General features: G+C 62.2%; 23 protein-coding genes and 1 pseudogene. 1 reads left to right on the top strand and 23 read right to left on the bottom strand.

The features are described from left to right. The 4 genes and pseudogenes from IHE39_RS30180 to mdeB all read right to left on the bottom strand — a co-directional run. Positions 1–463, bottom strand: a pseudogene (locus IHE39_RS30180) (CoA-transferase); the annotation flags it as partial. A 150-nt stretch (positions 464–613) separates the two neighbouring features. Next, complete coding sequence (lpdA, locus tag IHE39_RS30175; protein ID WP_192569138.1) at positions 614–2,341, bottom strand: dihydrolipoyl dehydrogenase; 1,728 nt, start codon at positions 2,339–2,341, stop codon at positions 614–616. Between the two features lie 7 nt (positions 2,342–2,348). Beyond that, entirely contained in the window at positions 2,349–3,641 is a 1,293-nt protein-coding gene (locus IHE39_RS30170) for a 2-oxo acid dehydrogenase subunit E2 (RefSeq protein WP_192569137.1), read from the bottom strand. 33 nt (positions 3,642–3,674) lie between these two features. Next, entirely contained in the window at positions 3,675–6,368 is a 2,694-nt protein-coding gene (mdeB, locus tag IHE39_RS30165) for an alpha-ketoglutarate dehydrogenase (protein WP_192569136.1), read from the bottom strand. 145 nt (positions 6,369–6,513) lie between these two features. On the opposite strand from mdeB, the gene IHE39_RS30160 reads away from it, so the two are divergent. Then, the gene (locus IHE39_RS30160; RefSeq protein ID WP_192569135.1) at positions 6,514–7,002 is read left to right on the top strand and encodes an Lrp/AsnC family transcriptional regulator; all 489 of its coding nucleotides are present in this window, start codon (positions 6,514–6,516) and stop codon (positions 7,000–7,002) included. Between the two features lie 38 nt (positions 7,003–7,040). Here the strand turns inward: IHE39_RS30160 and IHE39_RS30155 are convergent, their stop codons facing one another. The 19 genes from IHE39_RS30155 to wrbA all read right to left on the bottom strand — a co-directional run bounded on the left by IHE39_RS30155 (position 7,041) and on the right by wrbA (position 26,415). Further along, on the bottom strand, positions 7,041–8,342 hold the full coding sequence (locus IHE39_RS30155; RefSeq protein ID WP_192569134.1) for a TRAP transporter large permease: 1,302 nt from the start codon (positions 8,340–8,342) through the stop codon (positions 7,041–7,043). A 2-nt stretch (positions 8,343–8,344) separates the two neighbouring features. Then, on the bottom strand, positions 8,345–8,851 hold the full coding sequence (locus IHE39_RS30150; RefSeq protein WP_192569133.1) for a TRAP transporter small permease subunit: 507 nt from the start codon (positions 8,849–8,851) through the stop codon (positions 8,345–8,347). Between the two features lie 70 nt (positions 8,852–8,921). After that, positions 8,922–9,899, bottom strand: a complete 978-nt coding sequence (dctP, locus tag IHE39_RS30145) for a TRAP transporter substrate-binding protein DctP (protein WP_192569132.1) — start codon at positions 9,897–9,899, stop codon at positions 8,922–8,924. A gap of 499 nt (positions 9,900–10,398) precedes the next feature. Further along, a complete protein-coding gene (locus IHE39_RS30140; protein ID WP_192569131.1) occupies positions 10,399–11,415 on the bottom strand; it encodes a porin in 1,017 nt (338 codons plus the stop codon). Positions 11,416–11,762: 347 nt separating this feature from the next. Then, positions 11,763–12,473: an antitoxin Xre/MbcA/ParS-like domain-containing protein gene (locus IHE39_RS30135; RefSeq protein ID WP_210327733.1), complete on the bottom strand. Its 711-nt coding sequence runs from the start codon at positions 12,471–12,473 to the stop codon at positions 11,763–11,765. A 686-nt stretch (positions 12,474–13,159) separates the two neighbouring features. Then, positions 13,160–14,773, bottom strand: a complete 1,614-nt coding sequence (locus tag IHE39_RS30130; RefSeq protein WP_192569130.1) for a bifunctional 3-(3-hydroxy-phenyl)propionate/3-hydroxycinnamic acid hydroxylase — start codon at positions 14,771–14,773, stop codon at positions 13,160–13,162. 114 nt (positions 14,774–14,887) lie between these two features. After that, positions 14,888–15,673 carry an IclR family transcriptional regulator gene (locus IHE39_RS30125; RefSeq protein WP_192569129.1) on the bottom strand — a complete coding sequence of 262 codons (786 nt, stop codon included), beginning with the start codon at positions 15,671–15,673 and terminating at the stop codon, positions 14,888–14,890. A gap of 2 nt (positions 15,674–15,675) precedes the next feature. Continuing rightward, positions 15,676–16,536, bottom strand: coding sequence for a fumarylacetoacetate hydrolase family protein (locus tag IHE39_RS30120; RefSeq protein ID WP_192569128.1), 861 nt, complete (start codon positions 16,534–16,536; stop codon positions 15,676–15,678). A 10-nt stretch (positions 16,537–16,546) separates the two neighbouring features. Beyond that, the gene (locus IHE39_RS30115) at positions 16,547–17,389 is read right to left on the bottom strand and encodes a VOC family protein (RefSeq protein ID WP_192569127.1); all 843 of its coding nucleotides are present in this window, start codon (positions 17,387–17,389) and stop codon (positions 16,547–16,549) included. Between the two features lie 145 nt (positions 17,390–17,534). Beyond that, the gene (locus tag IHE39_RS30110) at positions 17,535–18,758 is read right to left on the bottom strand and encodes an MFS transporter (protein ID WP_192569126.1); all 1,224 of its coding nucleotides are present in this window, start codon (positions 18,756–18,758) and stop codon (positions 17,535–17,537) included. Between the two features lie 127 nt (positions 18,759–18,885). Further along, entirely contained in the window at positions 18,886–19,605 is a 720-nt protein-coding gene (locus IHE39_RS30105) for a dienelactone hydrolase family protein (RefSeq protein ID WP_192569125.1), read from the bottom strand. 73 nt (positions 19,606–19,678) lie between these two features. Next, positions 19,679–20,632: a hypothetical protein gene (locus tag IHE39_RS30100; protein ID WP_192569124.1), complete on the bottom strand. Its 954-nt coding sequence runs from the start codon at positions 20,630–20,632 to the stop codon at positions 19,679–19,681. A gap of 128 nt (positions 20,633–20,760) precedes the next feature. Then, complete coding sequence (locus IHE39_RS30095; RefSeq protein WP_192569123.1) at positions 20,761–21,177, bottom strand: VOC family protein; 417 nt, start codon at positions 21,175–21,177, stop codon at positions 20,761–20,763. A 52-nt stretch (positions 21,178–21,229) separates the two neighbouring features. Then, entirely contained in the window at positions 21,230–21,772 is a 543-nt protein-coding gene (gene rraA, locus IHE39_RS30090; RefSeq protein WP_210327732.1) for a ribonuclease E activity regulator RraA, read from the bottom strand. Positions 21,773–21,785: 13 nt separating this feature from the next. Next, positions 21,786–22,757: a hydroxymethylglutaryl-CoA lyase gene (locus IHE39_RS30085; RefSeq protein ID WP_192569122.1), complete on the bottom strand. Its 972-nt coding sequence runs from the start codon at positions 22,755–22,757 to the stop codon at positions 21,786–21,788. Continuing rightward, the gene (locus tag IHE39_RS30080; protein WP_192569121.1) at positions 22,754–24,013 is read right to left on the bottom strand and encodes a CaiB/BaiF CoA transferase family protein; all 1,260 of its coding nucleotides are present in this window, start codon (positions 24,011–24,013) and stop codon (positions 22,754–22,756) included. Before IHE39_RS30080 ends, IHE39_RS30085 begins: the two co-directional genes overlap by 4 nt. A gap of 58 nt (positions 24,014–24,071) precedes the next feature. After that, the gene (locus IHE39_RS30075; RefSeq protein ID WP_192569120.1) at positions 24,072–25,079 is read right to left on the bottom strand and encodes a TAXI family TRAP transporter solute-binding subunit; all 1,008 of its coding nucleotides are present in this window, start codon (positions 25,077–25,079) and stop codon (positions 24,072–24,074) included. 47 nt (positions 25,080–25,126) lie between these two features. Next, on the bottom strand, positions 25,127–25,711 hold the full coding sequence (locus IHE39_RS30070) for a VOC family protein (RefSeq protein ID WP_192569119.1): 585 nt from the start codon (positions 25,709–25,711) through the stop codon (positions 25,127–25,129). Positions 25,712–25,725: 14 nt separating this feature from the next. Further along, complete coding sequence (wrbA, locus tag IHE39_RS30065; protein WP_192569118.1) at positions 25,726–26,415, bottom strand: NAD(P)H:quinone oxidoreductase; 690 nt, start codon at positions 26,413–26,415, stop codon at positions 25,726–25,728. Positions 26,416–26,910: the final 495 nt, after the last annotated feature.

Genomic DNA, 26,910 nt, shown 5'->3' with positions numbered 1-26,910 from the left:
TCTGCATCCACGCGCTGAAGCGGTCGCGGTCGGCAGCGATCTCGTCCCATTCGAGGTAGGAGGCATTGTCCCTGACGTAATAGCCATGCGCGTAGGATGGATGCGCCCCGCCCGGCACGACTGAGATCGCCGTTACCGACCAGTTGGGCAGCACCGTCAGGTTGGGGTGCAGGTCGTCGAAATTGTCGACCACCTCCTCGACGGTGACCACTGCCCGCCTTGCGGCAAGGGCCGCTTCCTTCTGGATGCCGATGATGCCTTCGACCAGCACGTCGCCACGCCTGTTGGCCTTCTGGGCATGGATGAAGGTGACGTCGGGACGAACCGAGGGAACGGCCGCCAGCACCTCGCCGGTGAACGGGCAGGTCACCGACCTGATGTTCGGATTGACCCTGGCGAGCTCGGCGCCGCGATAACCGCGGAAGATGGCGCACGGTAGCCCGGCCGCGCCCGCCGGTGCTGCATCCAATGCAGTGGACATGTGGTCCGCCAACCGTCGAGATCGCGGCGGATCGTCGCCGTCTAGGAATAGTTTCCGGAGATGGACGGAGGCGTCGGCGCCCATCGACGCCTCCGCGCAAGACGTCCCACGATGCTCCGGGTTACTGCATCACTAGCCCCGCTTTCTTGCAAGCGGCAGGTCGGTGCAGACGCCTTCGGCGACTTCGGCTGCCATGCCGATGGTCTCGCCGAGCGTCGGGTGCGGATGGATCGTCTTGCCGATGTCGACGGCATCGGCCCCCATCTCGATCGCCAGGCAGATCTCGCCGATCATGTCGCCTGCCGCCGGGCCGACGATGGCGCCGCCGATGATACGATGCGTCTCCTTGTCGAACACCAGCTTGGTCAGGCCGTAGTCGGTGCCGTTGGCGATAGCCCGGCCAGACGCTGCCCACGGGAACTTGCCGACCTCAACAGTGTGGCCGGCGGCCTTTGCGGCATCTTCGGTCAAGCCGACCCAGGCGATCTCGGGATCGGTATAGGCGACGGATGGCACCACCTTGGCGTCCATGAAGCTCTTGAGCCCGGTTGCCGCTTCGGCCGCGACATGGCCCTGATGCACGGCCTTGTGCGCCAGCATCGGGTTGCCGGTCACGTCGCCGACGGCATAGATGTTCGCCGCACGCGTGCGCATCTGCGCATCGACTTCGATGAACCCGCGCGCATCAATTGTGACGCCAGCCGATGCCAGTTGCAGCGCCTCGGCTGCCGGCCGCCGGCCAGCCGATTGCAGGATCAGGTCGTAACGCCTGACGTCGGCGCCCTCGCCGCTCGTCGTCACGACAAGAGCATCTTTTTCGGCAACGACGCTTTCGACGCGCGCCCCCAGAAGGATGGCGTCAAAGCGATGGGCATTGCGCTTTCGCCAGGTCTCGACCACATCACGATCGACATCAGGCAGCAGTCTGTCGAGCTGTTCGACCACGTCGACCCGCGCGCCGAGCGCGCTGTAGACGGTGGCCATCTCAAGCCCGATGATGCCGCCGCCGATGACCAGCATGCGGTCGGGGATGAAGGGCAGCTCCAGTGCGCCGGTAGAATCGACGATGCGCGGATCGTCGGGCAGGAACGGCAGCTTGACCGGCGCCGAGCCGGCAGCGACGATCGCCTTGGCGAAGACGATCCTGCGGCTTGTCCCGTCGAACAGCTCGACATCGACCGCCTTGGCACTCGCAAACGTCGCCGTACCCCTGATCACCTCTACCTTGCGCAGCCGTGCCATGCCCTTCAGCCCGTCGGTGAGCTTGGCGACGACGCCGGTCTTGAAGCTGCGCAGCTTGTCGAGATTGATGGTCGCCGTGTCGAAGGCGACGCCGTGGTCGGCGAGACGTTCGGCCTCTTCCTTGATCGCCGCGACATGCAGCAGCGCCTTGGACGGAATGCAGCCGACATTGAGGCAGACACCGCCAAGCGTGGCGTCGCGTTCGACCAGGACCACGCGCTGGCCGAGATCGGCGGCGCGGAAGGCAGCGGAATAACCGCCCGGGCCGCCGCCGATCACCAGCACATCGCAATCGGGCGCGGCACCCGAGGCGGGCGCTAGGGTGGCTGCCGGGATCGGTGTCGCGGCCGCTACCGCCGCCTCCGGTTTGGCCACATCCGCTGCCACTTCCACCGTGGCGATCAGCGCGCCCTTGGCAACGCGCTGGCCGATGGCCAGCTCGACCGAGGCGACGCGCCCGGCAAATGGCGACGGGACGTCGATCGACGCCTTGTCGGATTCGAGCACGATCAGCGTCTGGTCGAGAGCGACATCGTCGCCCGGCTTGATGTGCACCTCGATGACGGCGACGTCCTTGAAGTCGCCCATTTCGGGCACCCTGATTTCAGTAATGCTCATCTCGGCCTCAAACAATCGCGCGGCGGAAATCGCCCAGAAGGGCTGATATGTGGCCGAGGAACCTGGCCGCAGCGACACCGTCGATGACCCGGTGATCCCACGACAGCGAGACCGGCATGATCAGCCTCGGCTGGAAGGCCTTGCCGTCCCAGATGGCTTCCATTGCCGAGCGGCCGGCGCCGAGGATCGCCACCTCAGGCGCATTGATGATCGGCGTGAAGCCTGCCCCGCCAATGCCGCCAAGTGACGACACCGAGAAACATCCTCCCTGCATGTCGGCGGCCGACAGCCCAGTCCCGCGCGCCTTGTCGGCGAGCGCGCGCATCTCGGTGGCGATATCGAGAACGCCCTTGCGGTCGCAATCGCGGATCACCGGCACCATCAGTCCCTTGGGCGTGTCGGCGGCAAAGCCGATATGCACATAGTTCTTGAGCACCAGCTCCTCGCCGTCGAGCGAGGCGTTGAAGCGCGGATACGCCTTGAGCGCCAGCGCCGATGCCTTTATCAGGAAGGCTACCATCGTCACCTTGGCGTCCTTGTTCGCCGCATTGAGCTCCTTGCGGAACTCCTCGAGCCCCGTCACGTCAGCCTTGTCGAAGTTGGTGACATGCGGAATGGTCAGCCAGTTGCGGGTGAGATTGCCGCCCGAGATCTTCTGGATACGCGACAGGGGCTGGCGCTCGACCGGGCCGAACTTCTCGAAGTCGACCGCAGGCCAGGCCGGCAGGCCTGCGCCGATGGCGGAACCGGGCACCTGCACTGGGGAGCCTCCGGCGAGGCGCTCCTTGATATGCGCGGTAATGTCGTCGCGCAGTATCCTGCCCTTTGCGCCGGAAGGCTTGACCATGCCAAGTTCGACGCCAAGCTCGCGGGCGAAGGCGCGCACCGACGGCGTCGCATGGGCTCCGACAGCGGTGACCGCTGGCAAAGTGCTCGCCATTGTTGCAACCGGTGCTACCTTCGCTGTCGCCGACGGTTCTGCCCTAACGGGGGGAGCAGCGGCAGCGGCTTCGGTCTTTTTGTTTTCTGGCGTGGCTGCCGAAGGCACCGTGGCCGGCGCGGTGGCATCGATGGTCAGCAGCAGCGCGCCCTGCGACACGCGGGTGCCGATCGCCACCGCGAACTCCCTGACGGTTCCGGCGAAGGGTGCTGGAATCTCCATCGTCGCCTTGTCGGATTCCACAGTCATCAACGGGTCTTCGACCGCAACGATATCGCCGGGCTTCACCAGGAACTCGACGACCGGCACATCCTTGTAGTCACCTATGTCAGGCAACCTGACTTCCATTTGCTGGCTCATATCAACTCTTTCAGAACTGGAACTCGACCCGGATCAACGCAGCCAGGGCGCATCGACAGCACCGTCGAGGCCGTAGCGGGCGATGGCATCGGCAACCGTCTGGCGCGTCACCGTTCCTTCGGCGACGAGTGCGGCAAGGGCAGCCACCGTGACGTGACGATGATCGACCTCGAAGAAGTCGCGAAGCGCAGCGCGCGTATCGCTGCGGCCGAAGCCGTCGGTGCCGAGCGCCGTGAAAGGCGCTTCGACATAGGAGGCGATCAGCTGCGGATAGGCGCGCACATAGTCGGTGGCGGCAATGATCGGCGCCTTGCCCGGCAGGCAGCTGGCGAGATGGCTGACCGCAGCTTCGGCCAGCGGGTTGTAGCGGTTGTGACGCTCCACCTCCCTTGCATCGCGCGACAGCTCGGAAAAGCTGGTCGCACTCCACACTTCGGAGGCCACGCCCCAATCGTTGGCGAGCATCTGTGCCGCCTCGATCACCTGCGGCAGGATGGTGCCGGAGCCAAGCAGACGAACAAGGCCGGTAGCCTTCTTGGGCTTGTGGCTGGCAAGCTGGTAGAGCCCCTTGATGAGGTCGGCCTCCACGCCTGCCGGCATCGAAGGCTGGGCGTAGTTCTCGTTCATGGCGGTGACGTAGTAGAACTCGTCGATGCCCTGTTCCATCATTGCGCGGGCGCCGTGGTCGAGAATGACCGCCAATTCATAGGCGAATGTCGGATCGTAGGCGCGGCAGTTCGGAACGGTCGATGCAACCAGCAGGCTCGATCCATCCTGGTGCTGCAGGCCTTCGCCGGCGAGCGTCGTGCGGCCGGCAGTCGCCCCGATCAGGAAGCCGCGCGAACGCTGGTCGGCCGCCGCCCAGATCAGGTCTCCGACACGCTGGAAACCGAACATCGAGTAGTAGATGTAGACCGGCAGCATGGCGAGGTTGTGCACGCTGTAGGACGTCGCCGCCGCCACCCAGGACGAGATCGCGCCGGCCTCGGTGATGCCCTCTTCGAGCAGCTGCCCGTTCTTGGTTTCCTTGTAGTAGAGCATCGAGCCGGCATCTTCCGGCTCGTAGAGCTGGCCGACCGGCGAATAGATGCCGACCTGGCGGAACAGATTGGCCATGCCGAAGGTACGCGCTTCGTCGGCGACGATCGGCACGATACGCGGCCCGAGTTCCTTGTCCTTGATCATGTTGCCGAGCAGCCTGACCGCGGCCATTGTCGTCGACATCTCCTTGCCATCGGCATTGAGGGCGAAGTCGGCATAGCTTGCCAGCGGCGGGATCGTGACCGGGGCGGCCGTGCGGCGGCGCGCCGGCAAATAGCCGCCAAGCGCCTCGCGGCGCGACCGGAGATAGTTGAGCTCGGCGCTGTCTTCAGCCGGCTTGTAGAACGCGATCTGCTCGACCTGCGCATTGCTCAAAGGCAGTGAGAAACGATCGCGGAAGGTCAGCAAGCCCTCGACGTCGAGCTTCTTGGATTGGTGCGCCGTCATGCGGGATTCACCGGCGCCGCCCATGCCAAAACCCTTCTTGGTCTTGGCGAGGATGACCGTCGGCCGACCCTTGGTCGCCTTGGCCGCTTCGAAGGCGGCGAAGAGCTTCCTGAAGTCGTGGCCGCCACGCTTCAGCGCATCGATGTCGCGGTCCGACATGTGGGCGACCAGCGCCTTGACCTCGGGATCCTCCTCGAAAAAATGCGCCAGGTTGTAGGCGCCATCCTTGGCACCAAGCGTCTGGTATTTGCCATCGACGGTGGCAGCGAAGCGGCGAAGCAGCGCGTGCTGGGTATCGCGGGCAAACAGTGCATCCCACTCAGATCCCCACAGCACCTTGATGACGTTCCAGCCCGCCCCGCGGAAGGTGCTTTCCAGTTCCTGGATAATCTGGCCGTTGCCGCGCACCGGGCCGTCGAGGCGCTGCAGGTTGCAGTTGATGATGAAGGTCAGGTTGTCGAGCTTTTCACGCGCCGCGATCGACAGGCCGGCGATCGACTCCGGCTCGTCCATTTCGCCGTCGCCGAACACCCCCCAGACGTGGCGGCCCTCGGTATTGGCGAGGCCGCGATCGCTCAGGTAACGCATGAAGCGTGCCTGGTAGACCGCGGTGATCGGGCCGATGCCCATCGAACCCGTCGGCACCTGCCAGAAGTCGGGCATCAGCCAGGGATGCGGATAAGAACACAGTCCGGTGCCGCCGATCTCCTGGCGGTAGTGCTTGAGATGTTCTTCTGAAAGGCGCCCCTCGAGATAGGCGCGGGCATAGACGCCGGGCGCAGAGTGCGGCTGGAAGAAGACCACGTCGCCGTCACCCTCGCCGGTGTCGGCGCGGAAGAAGTGGTTGAAGCCGACTTCGAAGATCTCAGCCGCCGAGGCGTAGCTCGCAATGTGGCCACCGAGTTCGCCATAGGCCGTGTTGGCCCGCACGACCATCGCCAGCGCGTTCCAGCGGATGATTGCGGTGATGCGCTCTTCCATGGCGAGGTCGCCGGGAAACGGCGTCTGCTTTTCGAGCGAAATGCTGTTGCGGTAGGGCGAGAACGGCAGAGCGTCGTGGACGATGCCAAGCTCCTTGGCCTTGCGGTCGAGCTCGCTGAGTATGAACTCTGCGCGCGTGCCGCCGGAATTGAAGAACAGCGATTCGAGCGAGGCCAGCCAGTCGGCTGTCTCCTGTGGGTCGCCGTCAAATCCGGCGCTGGCATCACCGATAGGGGCGGATGGGGTCTTGGTGAGCATGATGGCGCTCCAGCTCCTTGAGTTTCCACTTGCGCGCGAGGATAGCGGCAAGGCTCCGGCATTTCCTGCCGAAGGTGTTGCAAATTTCACAAAATTCAGCAGATAATGCTGCCACACCTTTTACATTCAGCAGGATATTCTGCACATGCATCTTGACGCGATAGACATGCGTATCCTCTCGGAGATCCAGGAGGACGCCAGCCTGACAAACGCCGAGCTTGCCGCGCGCGTCGGGCTGTCGGCATCCCCCTGCCTTGCCCGCGTGCGTGCCCTTGACGAGGCGGGCATCATCACACGCCGCGTCGCCCTGCTCGATCCGGTAATGCTGGGCGCTGATGTCAGTGTCTTCATCCAGGTCACACTGGAGAAGCAGACCGAGGCGCTGCTCGATGTTTTCGAGGCGGCGATGGCGCGCTTTCCCGAGGTCATGGAGTGCTATCTGATGACCGGCGATTCCGACTATCTGCTGCGCGTCGTCGTGCGCGACACGGTTGCGCTCCAGCATTTCATCGTCGACCGCCTGTCCAAGACCCGTGGCGTCGCCAACATTCGCTCGAGCTTTGCCCTCAAGCAGGTCAAGTACAAGACCGCACTGCCGCTTGAAGCCCTGGCCACCCCGCGAACGCGGCGTTAGCGCAAAAATGCCGGCGAGATTGTCGAACAACGCCGCTGTCATCTGAAAGTGGCCGTGAGTTGGGGAAAGGCAACCAGCAGCAAGACGAGGAAGACGGTGCACAAAAGGTAGGGCAGGACGGCCAGGCTGACCTGCCCTAGCGTAGTCCCTTTGGGAGCGACGCCCAACAGGACGAACAGTCCCATGCCGAATGGCGGGGTGGCGAGACCGATCTCCAGCGAGATCAGCATGATGATGCCGAACCAGATCGGATCGTAGCCGAGGCCGAGCGCCAGCGGAAAGAAGATCGGCACGGTCAGCATCATGATCGATGCCGCTTCCATGAACAGGCCGAGGAAGAGCAGCACCCCGAACATCGCCGCAAGCAAAACCACCGGCGCGACATCGAGCGAAGTCGCCCAGGAGATGAGCCCCGGCGAGGCGCCGGAAAAGGCCAGAAGCTGGCTGAATGTCGAAGAACCCATGATGATCAGGAAGACCATGCCGCTGACCTTGGCCGAGCCGACGATCGCCTTCTGGATCGCCGCAAGACTGAGGCTGCGGAAACAGGCCGCGACGATGACCACGCCGAGCACGCCGAAGGCAGCGGATTCCGTCGGCGTCGCCAGACCGAGCACGATCAGCCCGACAACGAGGAATATGACGAAGGCCATGGGCAAGAGGTTGACACCGACGAGGCGCATGATCTCCGGCCAGCTTGCCGGCTCGACATCGTAGCGGGGCGCGGCATTCGGATCGAGGCGCACCGAAATGAAGATCACGGCGGCATAGAGAAGCGCGAGAAGCAGCCCGGGCACGAGACCGGCAAGCAGCAGCGCGCCGATGTCGAGATGGGCGAGGCTGCCGAGCAGGACTGCGAGGCCGGACGGCGGAATGATGATCGCGAGACCGCCGCAGGCGACGATCGGGCCCATCGAAAGGTGGTTCTTGTATTCGCGCCGTGTCATTTCCGGCAGCAGCGAGGCGCCGAGCAGAGCCGTGTTGGCCATGCTTGACCCCGACAGCGCCGCAAACAGCGTGCCGCCCGACACGGTCATGTAGGACAACCGGCCCGGCAGGCGGCCGAACAGCTTGTCGAGCACATCGAAGATGCGGTTCGAAACGCCGGTGTGGAAGAACAGTTCTCCCATCAGGATGAACAGCGGGATCGTCACCAGCGTGAACAAGGTGATCGAGGTCGTCGCATTGGCGACGAGTTGCTCAAGTCCGGCCTGGCCGCCGATGAAGACCAGCACCCCGATCATATTGGCAAGCAGGAAGGCAAAGGCGACAGGCAGTGTCGAGGCCATCGACGCGACGATCAGCCCGACCAGCAGCGTGCCCGCGAGGTACCAGACCATGATCACAACCCTCCGGCGGTTTCGCCGCCTTCAGTGACCGGCGACAGGCCCTGGCGCAGGAACTCCACCGCGCACAGGCCGAAGCCCGTGGCGATGGCGGCAAACAGCACCCAGCGCGGCAGCTCGATCGAGCGGATGTCGAGCTCACCGCGGCCATGAGTGTCGAGGCCCATGCGCACGGCAATGACGACGACAGCCATGCAGACGCCGAAGGCGACGAGGCTGACGCCCCTGTGCAACAGCGCACGCGCGGCTGTGGGCAATGCCCGGCTGAGAATTTCGATGCGCACATGACCCTGGTGACGCACCAGATAAGGTGAGATCGCCATCGTCAGAAGCAGCATGGCATATTCGGTCGCAGCACTCGTCCAGATCGGCGGCTGCACGCCGGCAGCACGTGCGCCGACGTCGTAGAGGACGGATACGCAGGTGAACACCAAGGCCGCGCCGGCCAGGCCAACGCAGCACGCGTCGCTCACCGCATCATAAGTCTTTGCAATGGAAGCCACGATTATCTCCAGATTTCACTTTCGGCCGTGCCGCCGACGCGTCCTTCGCGTCGACGGCACCCTGGGAGGATTACTTGGAGAGAGCGCGACGCAGCGCTTCAGCGCTGTCAGGCGCGTTGCGTGCCAGACGCTCCCATACGAGTTCGTGGGCGAGCGCCTTGTATTTTGCCCCTGCATCAGGGCCCAGATCGATGAACTGCACGCCGGATTTGGCGATCTCGGCCGCCTCCTCGTCGGCTTGGACGCGATAGGCATCCATGGTCCGCGCCTCCTGCTCGACAGCAGCCGCGACCAGCACCTTGCGAGCCTGCTCCGGCAGGGCATCGAACTTGCCGGCATTCATCACGATCAGCGTATCGATCTGCCAGACGGCCGGGCTCACCCGTGCCTTGATGAACTTGGTGACACCGACATCGCGAAAGTTGATGCCGGTCGCGGCAAGGCCGTCGACCATGCCGCGCTCGAAGGCGGAGAAGGTTTCGGGCAGCGCCATCATCACATTGGTGGCGCCCATGGCCTCGAACCAATCCTTGTAGGCCGAAGACGAGCGCAGCTTCAGGCCGCGCAGATCCGGCACACCCTCGGGCGTCAGCTTCGGCGCTTCGGTCAGGTAGAGGTAGAAGCCGATGCCGCCGCTCATCCACCCCAGCACCTCGGCATTGAGCTTCTTGCGCCAGATACCGGACAACAGCTCGATAGCACCGGCCTTGCGGGCCTCGATCGGCGAGATCTCGGATGACTTCAGCGCATCGGCTTCGGGCACCACGCCGGAATAGTAGGATGCGGCGCCGAACTGGATGTCGAACACGCCGTTGCGGATCGCCGTGTCCTGCTGGTCGGCCGGAACGACCTCCGGTCCACCGATATGGTCGATCCTCACAACGCCCTTGCCGGTCTCGTTCACGCGCTCGACGAAGCGAAGATATTCCTTCACCACGGCGTAGGAACTCGGCCAGGTCGAAACGGACTTGAGAACGACCTCGTCGGCCGACGCGCCAAACGGCGCAAGTGCCACCATGGCGGCAAAGCAAATTCTGAAAAGCTTCATCGACTTCCTCCCTCCGATGCGGCCTACGCCTCAGCCCGACCTCCTCCGACGCCCTCCCCTGAACCATCAAGCCAAGCGGGACATACCTATCGGGCCAATGCGCGAAAGGATGCGCAGGCCATACATTAAGATTTGCGTATTTTGATAATTTTGTAAACATTAAACATACCAAAATTATCATTTTTAGGAATTACCGCCATCTTGGAGCGCAAGCTTGGCGCGGCACCGGAACTGCCGATCGCGAATCCGAAGCTGCCGCAGTGGCAGCCGCGACCTGTCGTCGCCGCGGCTCTGTGTCGGCCAGAGGCGGATGAGCACCGGCAGCGCCATGGAGGAAGGCAGGATTGGCAGCGACCGGCGCCGCCCCAACACCGGCATGCTTGCTGGCTCACGCGCTGCACGTCATCACCGAAGGCAATGACGCTGAAGCCGCTATCCCCCAAACGAAACAAACCCGGCGGATTACCGCCGGGTTTGCCCTCATCAACTGCTGAACTGATTAAAACGCAGCGTCGAGGCGCAGGAAGCCCGAGAACGAGCCATCGAGCGGATAGCTGTCGCCATCGTTGTAGTTGACAGCAAGCTTGGCACTCAGGTTTTCGACGATCTTGTAGTCGACGACCGCTCCGACTGCCCAGTCGTCGGCGTTGAGGTCGTCGGTCTGGCCAGTGACGAAGTTGCCGACGTGGCGGCCGCTGAAGTACTGACCGCCAGCACCAACCGACAGCTTCTTGTTGACGGCATACTTCAGATAGCCGCCGGCCGACCATTCGTAACCGGAGTACGGTGCAAGCAAGCCAAACCAGGTCGCGCCAGACTCATAGGTCGCGATCGCCTGGAGCGTCAGGGCATCCGCTGCCTTGATGTTCGCGAGACCCTTGAGGGCGAACTCGGAGAAGCGATCGTCATAGGCGGCGAAAAGGTTGAGCGTACCCCAGCCCTGCACGATCGACACCTTGCCGGTGACGAGCGGCACGTAGTCGAAGTTATTGGCTTCTTCTTCCAGGCCGACGGACACGGCAATGCCATTGCCGGCGTCAAACGAGTAGCGGATCTGATTGATGAAGGTGCCGCCGCCCTTGTCGAACTCGCCGTCCAAATTGCCGTCGAACAGCGTGTCGTTGCGTCCGACCATCAGGCCGCCGAGTTCGAAGTAGGCATAACGAATGGCAAGCGTAGAAACATCGGAACCGTTGTTCGCAAAATTCAGCTCGATGTAGCGCTTGAACGTGCCGTACTCGGTTTCCGAGCGGGCATCGACCTTCAGACGCGCCGTGGCCGTCTTGCGCCAGCCATCGTCGGTGTCCTTCACGTCGATCTGGTAACGAACGAGGCCGCCGATCTTCAGGCAGGTCTCGGTGCCGGGAATGTAGTAGAAGCCCGCGCCGTAGACGTCGCAGATGCGGACGTACTCCATCGGTTCCGGCTCAGCGACGACGACTGCGTCGGCCGCATGAGCACCGGAGACGGCGAGCAGAGCCGCAGCGGAACTGAGAGTAATCCCCTTAATGTCCATCGTATATCCTCAAGTAACTTATTTAATGAATGGCTTGGTATGCTTGCCAACTACAAGCTATACTACCAATACCCCTAGGTGATTTGAAAGAATACCTTGTTAGGCCACTCTTTCAGTCAGACTATATATATTAGCGATGTGGATATATCAAAATAAATTTTTGCAATCAGTGAAATTACAGGCAATTCACAACAACAAGTGATATAAAAATCACAACTATTACAAACAATGACACAATAGATGCAAACGGCACAAATTGCACATTTGGATTATATGTCAAAAATCGGAAGTCATTACTTAAACAACTGGAAAATTTATTGCTGATCATTGCAATCATTCGCCTTGTTTCACGAAGTTCGTGAATATTCGCGCGCGGCCGACACTACATCGCCCACCATGTCCTGCCGGAGCAATTCAATCGGAACGCGACCGTTGAGCAGGGGCGAAGGATGCAGCATCCAAAACCACGCAAGCCGTGGATGGGAGATGTATGAAAGCACTTCCGGTATGCCGGACGCGGGCCTTCCATCGACGAACTGAGCCAAGGGGAACACATGACGCTGGCGCCCCTTGCGCAATGCGACGACCTCGTTGCGCCGATGCCATCGATGCAGGGTGGATCGCGGTATGCGAAGGTTTTCCTCCAGGTACGTTGCCCCAGCCACGCGACCCGCCCAATCCTCGATGACCATGGATTCCAGGTCGCCGCGACATTGGCTTTGGGACGAAATGTCGGTCGTCGACGCCACCGCCAGTTTTCCCGCGCCACCATCGTTTTTCGTCAAACATGGACGCGCAGCCTCGACCGCAAGAGCACGAACAAATTGCGACGCCAGGCCAGTCAGGCCGGACCGCATGTCACCAATGGCCTGCAGATCCCCGAGAGAAAGACACGTCAGGGCCGTGGCAATCTCGACCGCGAGCTTTTCCGCAACGCAAATCGCGCCGTCATCAGTATGTATACCTTCGTTATTGAAAATCTTCTTGAATTTACAAGAAAAGATTTCCGTACATTTATTGAGGAAATTTAAGTCTTGCAAATGAATGTCTTCACTCATTCCAATTCCCTCCTTGTCGATGTACCAGAGAACAGCAAGCCGAGAACCCAATCGGAGAGCCCGCAATGCCTTCGGCGAGACCTGGATCCCCTGTTGATCGATGATTGCGATATGAAAGACATCTGCGGCCAGCTCACCGCCACATCGCGCGAATACCTGGGCGTCAGAACGACTTTGGACGTCTTTCAGCAGGTGTGGTTGCGCGGATCGGCGCACTTCAGCCAGAATTGTCAGTCCGTTCGGGATGCGGCGCCCTGGATATCAGAGCGCCGTTGCGGATCGCAGTGTCCTGCTGGTCGATCAGAGCGACCACCGGTCCACCGGCATGGTCGATCCGAACGATGCGGCTGTCGCGCCAAAAGGCGGCAGGGCCAGCGTTGCGGCAACGCAAACACGGAACAGTTTCATCGATTTCCTCCCTTCGATGCGATCTGCGCTGGGCTCGATGTCCTCCGGCGTCCCTTCCCAGGCTATTGAGCCTCGGCAGCCTCATCGAACCTATGCGCGGCAGGGCGCGCAGATCATACTCATTATTATTGGCGTATTTTGATAATTATGTAAATCATTATTATCTAATTTATCATTTTAAGGCAATTCGAGCGACAAACGCATTGGTACGCCAGCGATGCCACGGCGCAATGATCCCCATATCGCGGGGGTAAAAGGGCGCTTTGAAAAGCTTGATGTCAGGCCGAAGGCAGAGTTCGGCCTTCGCCGCAATCCAGCACCATCGACTGGACACGGGCAGCGAAGACAGCAGGCGAAACCGTTGTCGCGGCAGCCACATATCGGTCGGGACGAATGAGCATCAGCACCGTGCGGCCGGCAGGCATGTTTGCTCCCATCAGCCCGTCAAGCTCGCGCACGACCTCGATTTCGGCTGCAGCCTCGCGATCGGGCAGCGTGGTGGAAGGCAGGATCGCGAGCGGCTGTCCGACGTCGATACCCATCCACTGACCGCGCACTTCCCCAAGCACGCGCTGTGCATCGTCGCCAAAGGCAACGAGACGGAAGCCGGCCCCGAGCAGATCGTCGAGCTGTGAGCGTTGGCCGTCTGCTGTCTCAACTGTCGGCTGCGGCATCATGCGGCCAGCGATGTTCAGTTCTTCGTCGTCGGTTCTGACGAAGCCCTTGGTGTAATGCGGCTTCGGCTTGTACTTCATCTGCGCGAAATAGGCCTGCACGCTCGGGATGAGGCTGCTGATCCTGAAGGCCGACTGGACCAGCCAGGCATGCAGCCGCGACGACGGCACCATCACCCCGCCTGAGCGGACGGCAAGCTGGATCAGCGCTGCGGCATGAGGCTGGCGTTCGGCCTGGTACGACTTCAGCAGCCCTGACCCGATCTCGCCCTTGACCACCGAGGCAAGCTTCCAGGCGATGTTGTGCGCGTCGCGAACGCCGCTGTTCATGCCCTGCCCGGCAAATGGCGGCGACAGGTGCGCTGCGTCGCCAGCGAGGTAGATGCGTTCCGTATTCCAGCGGTCGGCGATCCTGGCATGGAAGGTGTAGATCTGGCGGCGCACCACCGGCTGGTCGGCGTCCGGACCATGGGCTGAGAGCAGGCGGTGGATCGCTTCGTCGCTCGTCATCGAGCCGTCGTTTTCATGATCGTGCAGCAGGAACTCGTAGCGGCGAATGCCCCGCGGCCCAGGCAAGGTGATGAACGGGCGCGCCGGGTCGCACATGATGCGCGTCTGGCGCAGCCGCTCGCGGGTCGACGCCAGATCGACGATCAGCCAGCGCTGCTTGTAGGTCGAGCCGTCGAATGTCGCGCCGACATGCCTGCGCGCCATCGAACGTGCGCCATCGCTGCCGACCATATAGGCCGCCTGCACGGTAACATCGCGACCGTCGGCATCCTTGAGGCTTAGCACGACGCCATCGGCTCGTTCGTCGATCTCCTCGCAACTATGCGAAAACAGCGTCTCGACATTGGAATAGCGCTCGAGGCCTCGCCTCAACGTCGCCTCAAGCAACGGCTGTGAAAACGCGTTGCGCTTGGGAAAGCCGTAGTCGCGGCTGCTGGGCGCAACGGCAAGAAATCGCGTTCCCCGCGCGGAGTAGTAATAGGAGCCGTAGTCCTGGGCAACGTCTTTGAGCACCTCGCCGACCAGTCCGGTTGCCTGCATCGAGCGCAGCGACTCATCGTCGATCGACACGGCCCGCGGCTCGGCAACGGTCGATGCATTGCGCTCAATCAGGACGACACGCACGCCAGCCTTTCCGAGCAGATTGGCGATGGTGAGACCTGTTGGCCCGGCGCCAAGCACCGCGATGTCGTACTGATAATCGGCCATCTCCGCCTTCCTTCCAATTGCTTCCTCGTGGCCGCAAGGCATCCGTCCACATTTCCCGTGCGCCTCGCCCACGAGATTCCGCCTCTTGCGGTCAAGTATTGCTATGCGCGCAGCTTATCCCGTGGCGCTCTGACCAATGATCTCGGTCACTTCCGAGCGTCGCAATTGTTCGGTCAGCAGACTGGCCGACGACACCAGCAGAAGCACCAGCCGACGCTCCAGATCCTCGTTGTTGGTCTTGTCTTCGAGGATCAGGCTGATGCTTGCCGCTAGCCCCATTTCCGGCACCGAGATTGGCGCGGCGATGGCGATCAGCGTCGGATCGATCTCACCATATGAGATATGGTAGCCCTGCTTGCGGATGAAGGTGAAAAACTCGCCCTTCTGGCTGAGCTCAGCCCCCGCGGCCGAACCGTTGCTGTCTTTGCTGGTGAGCAGCTTCTTGCGCTGCTGCGCCGGAAGCTGCGCCAGGATCACCTTTGACGTCGACCCCTTGGTCAGCGGGATCGGCCGCCCGCGCTCGAACAGGCTCCACTCGAACTCGACATCCTTTGCCGCCTCATGGTCGATGCACATCACCATGTCGTTGCAGAGCCTCGACAGCAGAGCGACGCACGGCACCCGCGCCTGGTGAACGATCTCATGCAGCAGCGAGCTTCCGGCGCGCACCACCGGATCGGTGTTGCGCGCCAGCCTGTCATAGCGCGGAAAGGCCGAGCCCAGCCGGTAGCGGGCACTGGTCGCCGGTTCGAGGAACGAGGCTTTCACCAGGTCCCGAACGATGCGGTAGACGGTGCTCGCGGGCATGTCCAAGGCGTTCGCCATTTCCTGGACGGACCAGACATCGGCGGTCTCGCTGTACAGCGACAGCACCGCAACAAACCGATCCAATCCTGACATGACTATCCTCTCGGCAGTTCCTCTGCGATTTCATTGCGTAAATGACCGACTTTATCAATCTCGACTTCAACAACATCGCCAGGTTTCATGAACAGAGGTGGCGTACGCTTGAAGCCGACGCCACCCGGCGTGCCGGTAATCAGCACGTCGCCGGGCGAAAGCGGGGTGAAGATCGAGATATATGCGATCAGGTCCTCGACCGAAAACAGCAGCTCCTCCAGCTTCGCCTGCTGGACGACGACGCCATTGAGGCGGGTCTCGATCTTGAGGTTGTCAAGCTCGCCTACTTCATCGGGCGTCACCATATCAGGCCCAAACGCGCCGGTGGCGGGGAAGTTCTTGCCCGGCATGAACTGGTGCGTATGGACCTGGAAATCGCGCAGCGACGCGTCGTTGAAGCAGGAATAGCCTGCAACATAAGATGCCGCTTCGCTCTTGGGGATGCGAAAGCCGCTGCGGCCGATGACCACTGCAAGTTCGCCCTCATAGTCGAGGTCGCTGGATACCGGCGGCCGGCGGATCGCCACGCCATGTCCGATCAGCGTGTCGGCAAAGCGCGCAAACAGCGTCGGATAGGTCTGCTTCGGCCGCCCTGTCTCCAGACGATGGCCTTCATAGTTCAGACCTACGCAGATGACCTTGCCCGGCTCGGTGATCGGCGGCAGGTAGGCGATGTCGCCTACCGCGTAGTCGGCGGACAAATTCGCCTGAGCTGACGGAACAAGTCCGAGCTCCGACGCCTTGAGATAGGACTTCAGGTCGGGAATGACGGAGCCGATTCGGGCGCCGAGATCGAAAATGCCCCGATCGGTGCCGATGCCGTAGCTTGCCCTGCCCTCGGCTTCAAAAGATACATACCGCATGGTGCTCTCCTCAGGCCCGCATCAAACCATCGCCCCACATGTTGAGCGTCCGCTCGACATGTGGCCACTCGCGAACTGGCCGGTCGTAGACGACCTCAAGCTCAGCCGAAACTTCGATCCAGTTGCCGTCCGGATCGACGATGAAGATGAAGATGTTGTTGCCCGGCGCATGGCGGCCCGGCCCCCACATCAGCTTGATCTCACGGTCGGCGAAGCGATCGCACCAGTCGCGGATGGTGGTGAAATCACCGGCCTCGTAGGAGTGGTGATCGATGCCCGAGCGGTCACGATGGAGGAAGCAGGCCAACGTGTGGTGCTCGTGGTTGGAGCGCATGAAGCAGGTCATCACCTCGCCGTCGTCGCTCAGCACCCGGTCCGACACGGCAAATCCCAACATGCCAGCGTAGAACCGCTCGATGGCGCCAATGTCCTGCGAGGCAAGCGTCAAATGCTGGATAGGGCCGTTGATGCCGCCCTTGATCTCGTCGCCAGCCTTGGCCAGTCCGAAGACCACCTGGTTTCCATCCGGATCGCGAACGACGAAGGCACCGGGGCCGAGCAGCGGCGTGGAGAAGGTGCGCGGATCGAGTCCCTCCTGGAGGGCGCGCTCATGGATCCGGCGCAGCCCGATCGCGTCGCGGCAGGCAAAGGCGCAATGCGCCAGCTTCTTTGCCGGCCCCTTGCTGATCAAAACGCGGCGACGCGAACCGCGGCATATGATGACATCGCCGTCGCGCTCGAGCACCGGCATGTCCATGGTGTCGCTGTAGAATTGCGCCAGGCCGTCCGGATCCGGGCTGTGAAGGTGAATGTGGTGCAGGTAGGCACCGGCCTCAACGGTGGTAAGCGTCATATCGATCTCCTATAACTCCATAGTGATAATTTAATATCAACTGTCAATCGCAAATTCTCATTTTTTGATTATTTACCCAATTTCGCTTACGAAGACCACCCAAGGGCGTTCAGCGCCGCCCGCCAACTTGGTACGACGACAGGACCTAGCGATCCGCGTTGTGGCCGAGCCGTGCGGCAAACCAGGAAGCGAGCAGCGGCAGGATGATGGACGAAGCAATGAAGATCGGGGCAGCACCCCATCTGTCGAAGACCACCGCTGCGACGGCAACGCCCACCGTCTGGCCGAAGAACAGCGACGACGCATAGATCGCGACCCCCGTGCCCCGTGCTTCGGGCGCCATCTGCGTGGCGCTCACCTGCAACGTGTTGTGCAGCATGTAGAAGCCGAGACCCATGGCCACGCTCAGAACCGGGGCGAGCCAGATGGTGGGCAGGACGCTGAACACCCCGAACGCGACGGAAAGCACGAGCCCGCCGCGCCGCGCCAACCCCGCCGGCCCCATCCAGTCGAGCAGCCGCTGCGAGCTTGCCGAGAAGACGAGCCCGCCCAGACCGAAGGCGGCGACGACCAGCCCTGCGCCGCCAACGCTGAGGCCGAACTCCAACTGCAGGTAGCTTGCCAAGAACGCTATTGCGCCGAATACGGCAAAGCCCTCGACAAACACCGCTGCAAGAACCGTCTGCACCCAGCGGTCGCGAAGCAGGCCGGCCATGCGTTTGAAGAGGGCCACCGGGCCAAGGTTTTCCGTCCTGGCTTTGGCCTCGGATTTTCGACGCAACCACAGCTCGACCAGCATCACGGCGCCGACGGCGAATTGCAGGCAGGCGATGACCAGGAAAACGCTGCGCCAGCCCATGAACTCGCCGAGCACACCGCCGATGGCCTGGCCGAAGACCACGCCGAGGATCTGTCCCGGCAGGAAGCGGGCGAGAACGTTCTGGCGCTGCTCGAAATCGACGGCATCGCCGATCCAGGCCAGCGCCATCGGCATGATGGCCGCTGCGGTCGCGCCTGATGCCAGGCGGGCAAGGGTCAAAGCATCGATCGACACGGCGTAGACGCAGAGCAGTGCCCCGAAGCCCGAAAGCAGCGTTGCGACGGTCGCGGTGCGGAGTTTGCCGAAGCGGTCGCCGATCAGGCCACCGACGAGCTGAAACATGCCGTAAGTGATCGAAAATGCGATCACCACATTGGCAGCGACACCCGTACTGACCCCGAACTCCCCACCGATGGCCGGCAGAAGCGGGTCGGCGACGCGAATGGACGCGGCGCTGGCAAAGGCGGCGAGCGAAAGAAGCGCGACGGCGCGCCAAGGTATCGGGGCGCGCGCCACATCGCGCGCAGGCCTGGTCTGGTCGACAAGCATGACTGTTATCCGGGCTGGAGCTATCGCCCGGCAGGCCGCCGCCGCGAGGCATTGTGAAACGCTCAGAAGCGGCGGCTATGGAATGCGGGATGGCCGCCGCCCGTGAGCGGCGATCGCGTACGGTCGGCTACTTGGCGAAGGCCTCGGCAAAGAAGCCGCGCATCGCCTCCCACGAACGGCGATCGGCCTTTTCGTGATAGCTGACGCCGGGAATGCCGGCCCGGTCGGCATATATGTTGGTGAAGCTGTGCTCGGCCCCGCCATAGACGTTGACCTGCCAGTCGGCATCAGCGTTGCGCATTTCTTCCTGGAACGCCGAGACCTGGGCATCAGGAACGATGCCGTCCCCGCCGCCGGTGCAGACGAGCACCTTGGCCTTGACCGCACCTTTTTGCGCCGGCTCGACGGCATCAAGGTTGCCGTGGAAGCAGACCACGCCGCTGAGGTCGGCGCCATCGCGGGCCAGCTCCAGCACGGCGATGCCACCGAGGCAAAAGCCGATCGCACCCAACCGAGAGGAATCGACCTGCGGATGGTTGGCAAGCTGGTCGAGGCCGGCGCGCAGGCGGTCGCGGAAACTGCGCGAGTTTGCCCGCATCTCGCCGACGATGGGCAGCGCCTCGGTCAGCGCCTTGGGCTGAAACCTGTCACCGAAAAGATCGATGGCAAGCCCGACATAACCGAGTTCCGCCAGGCGGCGTGCTCGCTCCTTGGGCTGTTCGCCGAGGCCCCACAAATCGTGGATCACAAGGACGCCGGGACGTTTGCCGATCAGCGTCTCGTTATGGGCAGCATATGCGCCGAAACTCTGCCCCGCGTGGTTGTAGTCGAAATCCTCGGTTCGCATGGCACATGCTCCTCAGTTGAAATTGAACGAGTAAGAGGCCGGACAAACAGGATCCGGCCTCGCGATTGTCAGCTTACGCCGCGAGCAGCTGAAGCGCCTCGGAAGCCTTCATGCCTTCGCGCAGGCCCTTCTGGCGGGCGAGATCGTTGAACGCCGAGATGATGCCGTCCTCGTAGGTGCTAAGGCCATCGCCGATCCGCGCCGACATGGTCGACACGGCGGCAGCAGGTACGCCGATGGCGTTGCAGGCTGGCAGGCCGCCGATGCCGGTGTGGTTCTTGGCCATGCCGGCATCGTTACCGATCCAGCCCTTGACCTTCCACTTCTTCACCAGATCGGCGGCGATGGCGCCGGAATGCGCGCCCCAGGCGATAACGTCATTGGTATGGTCATCCTCCGGCCGAAGGTTGGTCAGCGCAGAGGAAGCAAAGATGCGGCTGGCACCAACCCTTCCCTTCTCGAACACCTTCTTGTCGAACGGCACGGCAACATCGCTTGGCTTGCCGGGCGCGGCGGCAAGCAACAGCTTGGCCGCCTCGGTCACATTCTGGCCTGGCTTGACGCCGAGCGCGAGTGCCTGGGCGTTTGCGTGGCTGATGATACCGGCGGCCATCGAGCGCCCGTTCGAGATCGAAGCCGACATGCATTCCACTGCGGCAACCGGGAAATTGTGTTTTTCACCGAGGTACAGCGCACCGATGCCGGCGTCCTCCTTACCGATGCCGGCATTGTGCGCGATCATCGCCTTCACGCCGGTCTTGATCGCATGCGGCAGATTGGCGGCACCGCAATATGACCCAGCAATGATCACGTCGTCGGAGGTGATGCTCTTGTCATAGATGTAGAGCAGCGAATCCATCGCCACGACATTGCCGTTCGAGCTCTTGTAGATAGCCTCGACGGTCTTCAGGCCAATCGGCGCGGGATCGGGATCGGTGCCCAGGGCCTGGGCCAATGCGTTACCCCTGTAAGCAAGCAGCGAGACGGCGAGTACGGCGGAGCTGCCTAGGAATATGCGACGGTTCATAGCGTTTCCCCTTGATGTATCACTTCTGGACTTTGGCGCACTGCCGGCCCGGTGAACTTTCGACATTTCTCATAATTAGGTAATTCAATATCAAGTCAACATTAAATTATCAAATTATGGTATTTTCTTTACGATTGTTGCGTCGCACACTCTGATTGCTGCAGCGCATCATTCATGGGGACGGCGCTCTCGACAAGTTCCACTCGCCCGCCATCGGGCACCTCGACGAATGCGATCCGGACGCCAGGCCGAGCTTGTTTTGGCCCGACGAGAAATCGGGCCTGCTTTCCGCGCAGATCTGCGATCACCGTATCGAACGCATCCGTCAAAAGGGCAAAGTGCTCAAGGCCGATAAGGCCGGTTGCAGCCTCGCCGGTTGGCGCCTGTTCGATGTAAATCAGCTGTCCTGCCAGCCGGATGACGACGCGCAGACCATTTACGGTCTCGCTGGCAGAGACCCGCTCGGCGCCGAACATTTCGACATAGGTCTCGGCGGCAGCCTCCGGCTCCCTACTCCAGCAATGAAGATGATCCAGCGTAAACATCGCTCTCGCCCCACCTGCCGGACGGTGAAGCAACGCCTGCCGCCCGGACCGCTCATTTATAGCCTGCCACCACCTCAAGTGCCGAAATGGGGGCTGCCGTCTGGCTTGCAAGTTCGAAGTCGAGTTCATTCGGACTGACCAGGACGCAGTCCTCGTCGGCATAGATCCACTGACCCGGGCTGAACAGGGCCCCGCCGAAATTGACCACGCCGGTGCCGGTGCCCGAGACCGGGCTCCAGCCGCGCCGCGCCGTCGCACCCAGTGCTTTGACGCCGATGTCGAGCTGGTTGATGGCGGACGTGTCACGCACAGCGCCATAGATTACCACGCCCGCCCAGTTGTTTTCGACGGCGACACCGGCGATGCGGTCGCCCATCACGCCGACTTTCAGCGAACCGCCACCATCGACGACCAGCACCTTGCCGCTGCCGTCGGCCTTCAACGCATTCAGTACCGGCAAATGGTCTTCATGCGTCCACACCGTCGCGCATTGCCCGAAGAAGCGCTTGCGACGACCAAAGCTGCGGAACTGCAGTTCGCATACGTGCAAGGTCTGGTGGTAATGATCGTAGAGGTCTGCAGTGGTCACCATCATCGTCGTGTCGCTTTCAGTTGGAGAGATGGTCTTTGACTATCCGGCGGGCAGAACGGCGCGAAGTAAGGGCCAGAGCCGTTCGGCTGGCGGGCTTGCGCCCCAACACGTCGGAGATTTGCGCGCCCGCCTTGACCAGCGCATCGAGGTCGATGCAGGTGGCGATGCCAAGCCCGTCGAGCATGTAAACCAGGTCTTCCGTCGCCAGATTGCCGGCCGCACCCGGCGAATAGGGGCATCCGCCAAGTCCGGAGACGGAGCTGTCAACTACCGAGATGCCAAGTTCGAGACAGGCCAGCGTATTGACCAAAGCCTGGCCAAACGTGTCGTGGAAATGCACGGCAATCCGATCAATCGGAACCGCAGCGATCGCTGCCTTCGCCATCGCCAGTGCCCGACCGGGCGAGGCGGCGCCAGTGGTGTCACACATCGAAACCTCGTAGCAGCCCATGTCGGTCAGGCTCGCCGCGAGTTCAGCGGCCCCGCCCGGCTCCACCCAGCCTTCGTAAGGGCAGTGCACGGCACAGGAGACGTAACCTCGCACCCGCATGCCGTCACCCTGTGCCGCTGCCGCCACTTCGGAAAGGCGGGCAAGGCTGTCCGAGCGCGAGGCATTGAGGTTGGCGCGGGAAAAACTCTCGGTCGCCGCGGCGAAGACGGCAACCGTGCGCGCACCGGCAGCCTTGGCCAATTCCAGGCCTCGCAGGTTAGGAACCAGGACCGGCATCTCGACGGCATCACTGGGCCGAAAATGGGCTACGATACGATCGGTATCGGCCATCTGCGGCACCCAGCGCGGCGACACGAAGCTGCCGGCCTCGACTGTCCTAAGCCCCGCGGCAACGAGGCCGTCGATCAAAGACAGCTTGGCCGCGAGAGGGACCACGCCCTGCTCGTTCTGGAGGCCGTCACGCGGCCCGACCTCCACGATCCTGACCGAGTTGGGCAGCGCCCCGCCAGAGGCGCCATGAATGCCGCTTCCGGTCATGCCACCCCGTCCTGCCGCAGCCGCGCGACCTGTTCGGCGGAGTAACCGAGCCGGCGGGATAGGATATCGTCAGTGTCTGCCCCAAGCTCGGGGCCGGTCCAACGGATACGACCCGGTGTCGCCGATAGTTTGGGAAACACTCCTTGCATGGTCACGCTACCAAGCGTCGCATCCGGGACTTCCAGGACCGCCTCGCGCGCCCTGAAATGCGGATCGCTGGCGACCGCCTGAGCATCGTTGACCGGCCCGGCGGGAATGCCGTGCTCGTCCATCAGCCGCAGTAATTCCGGCAACGTCTTGGTCGCCGTCCAGGCAGCAATGATCTCATCGAGCTCATGCTGGTATCTGCCGCGCGCCGCATGACTGCAAAATCGTTCGTCGATGGCGAGCTCCGCCGCATCCATGGCCATGACCAGTTCCCGGAACAGGCCGTCGGCATTTGCGGCGATCAGCACCGGCTGACCATCCGCGGTCGGATAGAGGTTCGATGGGGCGATTCCGGGAAGGATCGGACCAGTACGCTTACGGATCGAACCGGTTTCGGCGAATTCGGAGATGACGCTTTCGAGAACGCCGAGCACGCTTTCTGCAATCGAGACGTCGACGTCCTGCCCTTTGCCTTGTCTGCCAGGTCGGGCAACAAGCGCAGCCAGCACGCCGATCGTGGCGTACAGACCGGCGAGCGAGTCACCGATCGAAATGCCGACACGCGTCGGCATCCTGTCGGGGTGGCCGGTGAGGCTCCTGAGGCCGCTTGCCGCCTCGGCGATGGCGCCGAACCCAGCCTTGTCACTATAGGGGCCGGTCTGGCCAAAACCCGACACGCGGGCAACGATGAGCTTGTCGTTGTCCTGCCGCAGCGTTTCTGGCGCGAGGCCCCAACGCTCCAGCGTACCGGGCCGAAAATTCTCGATCAGCACATCGGCGTCGCGGGCGAGTTCGCGGACAATCCGCTGGCCCTCGGGCTTGCGCAGGTCGAGCGTGATCGAGCGCTTGTTGCGGCCGATGACCGGCCACCACAGCGATCGTCCGTTGGTAGCCTTGACCGCACCCCACTGGCGCATCGCGTCGCCGACGATCGGCGGTTCGACCTTGATCACCTCTGCCCCCATGTCGGCGAGCAGCTGCCCGCAGAAGGGACCGGCGATGAACGAGCCAAGCTCGACCACCCTGACATGCGACAGCGGCCCGCCGGACAGCGTCGCTGCCTGGTCGCATGCCGGTATCGAGCGCCCGTCCTCGACGTGCCTGCTCATCGCAACATTCCTCCACGGTTGATTGCCGCGGCCTCCACCGCGGCATCGTGATCGGCGGCTAGCCGCCGATCTTGGCCCCCTGCTCCTCGTAGAAGCGAATGGCGCCGGCATGGAATGGCAGCGCAGTTTCGCTGCACAGCACCTGCGCGCTGATCGGCGAGGTCAGCGGGCTGAACGGGCCGGGATACATGCCCTCGACTTCCGAGGCATGCTGCACGATCGCCTGGGTGACGAGATAGGCATAGCGTTCTGGCAGGTCGCGGCGGCAGTACAGGCACCAGCCGCTGAAGTCGACGCAGGCCACATCCTGGTCCTGCAGGCGGAACTTCCCAGCCGGCAAGGTGGCTGGCTTGGCGCCATATTTGGTTTCGAGCCGCTTCAGCACCTCTTCGTCGATCGAAAGGAACTGCATGTCGACGGCTTCGGTCATGTCCTGCCACGGCTTGGTCATGATCGCTTCGTCGAAGATCGCGTCGAGCTCGCCGTCGCGCAGCTTTTGGATACGGCTCTTCTGCTTGACGTGCACCGCCAGCGCCTCGATCGGGGCGCGGTCGGAATCGATCACCTGGCCGCCCCAGGCCTCGATGTCGGCAAGGCAGAAGCCGTATTCCTCCAGCACCTTGTCGATGATCCAGCCGCCGGGGTGATCCATGCCGCGCGGCGGGATGCCGACGCGCAGCGGGATCTTGCGATCACGGATATCCTCGATCCGCGTGATGCCCAGATCCTTGCGCACCATCATCGTCGAAACGTCGTGGTGCGGCAGCACGGCCAACGCCACGAGATCAAGCTCATGATTGGAGGCGACCTTGCCCTCACTGATCGCCTTTACCAGCCATGGCGGCGAGGACATGCCGGTGTGATAGACGCCGCGATGGACCAGTTCGGGACCTTCGAAGCACATCTGGCCGGCGTGCTTGGTGTGGGTCGAGATCGTCGACCCCTTGGGCAGCGGGCTGTGATAGCCGTTCAGCGCATGCGCCAGCACCGCGCCCAGCCGCAGCCAGTTGAAGCCCGGCGTCAGCATCTTGAATTCGACCGGATGGTCGTCGTCGAGAATGATCAAGGTAACCTCTGCTAATTTTGACCTGGTGCGGTGCGGCGGGACGAATGTCAGGCAGACTTGCCCGGCACGTTCGGCCAGTCGTGGACGAGGTCGCTCCACTTCATGATGCCGACGCCGGGCGCGCCCATCATCAGCGACTTGTCCTCGGGATAGGGCTCCCAGGTGCAGATCTCGAGCTTATGGCCTTCCGGGGTCATGAAGTAGAAGGTCGTGCAGTCGATGCCGCGGTGACGGTAGGGGCCAGACACCGGGATGATCTTCTTCAGGCGCTCGAAATTGGCTTCAAGAGCCTTTGCCGTGACCTTGAACGCGACGTGCGGCGCAATGTTCTCGTCGTCCTTGCTGACGGTCATCTCGCCTTCCGGCACTTCCGTGCACTGGAACAGCACGTCACCGACGCGGATGAAGATGTGGGGGACACGACCCATGTTGCGGTCGGTCTCGTCGAAGCCGGCATAATAATAGGGGACGCCTCCGAGCACTTCGCGTACGAAGCGCTCCATCACCACAATGTCCCGCGTCGGCAGCGCGAAGTGATCGACCCCGCTGAGGCCGAATGCATTCTCAGTGCTCTTGTCCCGTTCGCCGGGCGCCATGGTCCTGTTCTGTAGGCCGATCTCAGTTGTAGACACGTTTGTTTCCTCCTTTAGCTGAGAACTTTTTCGGCATCCCTGCCGCGCTGGAGCAATTGACCGACGCGCGCCGCGCGCCTGCCCAGTGCCCTGGCCGCAACCAGGTCCGCCTCCGTTGGCCGCACCCGCACGCCTTGGACCTTCGAGGTCGCAGTGGCGCCATAGGGCGAGCCAGCATCTTCAAATATCGCTGCCGTGTAACCCGGCGAGGCCATCACCATGCCCAGATGAGTCATCGCTACGGCAAGCGACATCAGGGTCATCTCTTGGCCGCCATGCGGCGTCGACGCCGTGGTGAAGGCAGCACCGACCTTGTCTTCAAAGGCCCCTGCCCGCCACAGCGTGCTCAGCCCATCGATGAAGCATTTCATTTCCGCCGACATCGTTCCCATCCGTGTCGGACAGCCGAGCACCAGCACGTCGGCATTGATTACATCGTCCGCAGTCGCCAAAGGGCAACTCTGGATGACGGCGAACTTGGCGCCAATACGCAGATCTTCCAGAAGCAACCGTTCGTCGCGCAGCTCGGGCACCCGCCGCAGTTCGACCCTGACCTGCGGCGCGAGGGCGGCACCGGCGGCAACAGCCTCTGCCAGGCAATGCGTGTTGCCGCTCCAGGAATGGAACAGCACGAGCACGCGCAGCTCGGTCCGGCCTGAACGGGCGGCCTCGTCTTTCACGATGGGGTTGCTCTGCATTTCCATGTCATTCTCATAATATGGAAATTATGAGATGTCTACATCAATCAGTTTATCATTTTAACGCAAACATCGAAACGCTGTGCCTAGCTATGACCGAACAATCACGGCATACTCGGCGGCAAAAAGTCCACCAAGGTGCAATAACTGGGCAGCCAAGCGAAAATGGCGCACACGGTGCCATCGTGCCTCATCTCCCAGTGACCAACATTGTGCAGGCGACGACCCGAAAGGAGCAAGTTGGTCCCTTCCCCATTGTCCTGCCTGTAGGAGACCGTATAGAAATCAAAAAACAAATTCGCAATTTGTCTCATTTGTTAGATGCTATGTAGACGCCCTGCCGATGCCCGTTGCTTCGGACGAGGAGGTCTAGCTGTCGAAGCTATGAAGGTTGTTCATTCGAGGAGGGACTGAGAAGCTGGGGTTGCGAAGCCAACCAACCTTCAGTGGAGCTCCTCGAATGAACGTCCATAAGAATGCGCGTCTGACGCCGTCAGGTCG

Origin of the sequence: Aminobacter carboxidus (genome assembly GCF_014863355.1) — a bacterium.
Taxonomy (GTDB): domain Bacteria; phylum Pseudomonadota; class Alphaproteobacteria; order Rhizobiales; family Rhizobiaceae; genus Aminobacter; species Aminobacter carboxidus.
The sequence above is the reverse complement of the archived record's forward strand: the minus strand, read 5'-3'. Positions and strand labels throughout refer to the sequence as shown.

What these genes read in the sequence shown, in the direction of transcription:
- lpdA (WP_192569138.1), bottom strand. Translation starts at nt 2,341, where the DNA reads ATGAGCATTACTGAAATCAGGGTGCCCGAAATGGGCGACTTCAAGGAC.
- IHE39_RS30170 (WP_192569137.1), bottom strand. Translation starts at nt 3,641, where the DNA reads ATGAGCCAGCAAATGGAAGTCAGGTTGCCTGACATAGGTGACTACAAG.
- mdeB (WP_192569136.1), bottom strand. Translation starts at nt 6,368, where the DNA reads ATGCTCACCAAGACCCCATCCGCCCCTATCGGTGATGCCAGCGCCGGA.
- IHE39_RS30160 (WP_192569135.1), top strand. Translation starts at nt 6,514, where the DNA reads ATGCATCTTGACGCGATAGACATGCGTATCCTCTCGGAGATCCAGGAG.
- IHE39_RS30155 (WP_192569134.1), bottom strand. Translation starts at nt 8,342, where the DNA reads ATGGTCTGGTACCTCGCGGGCACGCTGCTGGTCGGGCTGATCGTCGCG.
- dctP (WP_192569132.1), bottom strand. Translation starts at nt 9,899, where the DNA reads ATGAAGCTTTTCAGAATTTGCTTTGCCGCCATGGTGGCACTTGCGCCG.
- IHE39_RS30140 (WP_192569131.1), bottom strand. Translation starts at nt 11,415, where the DNA reads ATGGACATTAAGGGGATTACTCTCAGTTCCGCTGCGGCTCTGCTCGCC.
- IHE39_RS30135 (WP_210327733.1), bottom strand. Translation starts at nt 12,473, where the DNA reads ATGAGTGAAGACATTCATTTGCAAGACTTAAATTTCCTCAATAAATGT.
- IHE39_RS30130 (WP_192569130.1), bottom strand. Translation starts at nt 14,773, where the DNA reads ATGGCCGATTATCAGTACGACATCGCGGTGCTTGGCGCCGGGCCAACA.
- IHE39_RS30125 (WP_192569129.1), bottom strand. Translation starts at nt 15,673, where the DNA reads ATGTCAGGATTGGATCGGTTTGTTGCGGTGCTGTCGCTGTACAGCGAG.
- IHE39_RS30120 (WP_192569128.1), bottom strand. Translation starts at nt 16,536, where the DNA reads ATGCGGTATGTATCTTTTGAAGCCGAGGGCAGGGCAAGCTACGGCATC.
- IHE39_RS30115 (WP_192569127.1), bottom strand. Translation starts at nt 17,389, where the DNA reads ATGACGCTTACCACCGTTGAGGCCGGTGCCTACCTGCACCACATTCAC.
- IHE39_RS30110 (WP_192569126.1), bottom strand. Translation starts at nt 18,758, where the DNA reads ATGCTTGTCGACCAGACCAGGCCTGCGCGCGATGTGGCGCGCGCCCCG.
- IHE39_RS30105 (WP_192569125.1), bottom strand. Translation starts at nt 19,605, where the DNA reads ATGCGAACCGAGGATTTCGACTACAACCACGCGGGGCAGAGTTTCGGC.
- IHE39_RS30100 (WP_192569124.1), bottom strand. Translation starts at nt 20,632, where the DNA reads ATGAACCGTCGCATATTCCTAGGCAGCTCCGCCGTACTCGCCGTCTCG.
- IHE39_RS30095 (WP_192569123.1), bottom strand. Translation starts at nt 21,177, where the DNA reads ATGTTTACGCTGGATCATCTTCATTGCTGGAGTAGGGAGCCGGAGGCT.
- rraA (WP_210327732.1), bottom strand. Translation starts at nt 21,772, where the DNA reads ATGATGGTGACCACTGCAGACCTCTACGATCATTACCACCAGACCTTG.
- IHE39_RS30085 (WP_192569122.1), bottom strand. Translation starts at nt 22,757, where the DNA reads ATGACCGGAAGCGGCATTCATGGCGCCTCTGGCGGGGCGCTGCCCAAC.
- IHE39_RS30080 (WP_192569121.1), bottom strand. Translation starts at nt 24,013, where the DNA reads ATGAGCAGGCACGTCGAGGACGGGCGCTCGATACCGGCATGCGACCAG.
- wrbA (WP_192569118.1), bottom strand. Translation starts at nt 26,415, where the DNA reads ATGGAAATGCAGAGCAACCCCATCGTGAAAGACGAGGCCGCCCGTTCA.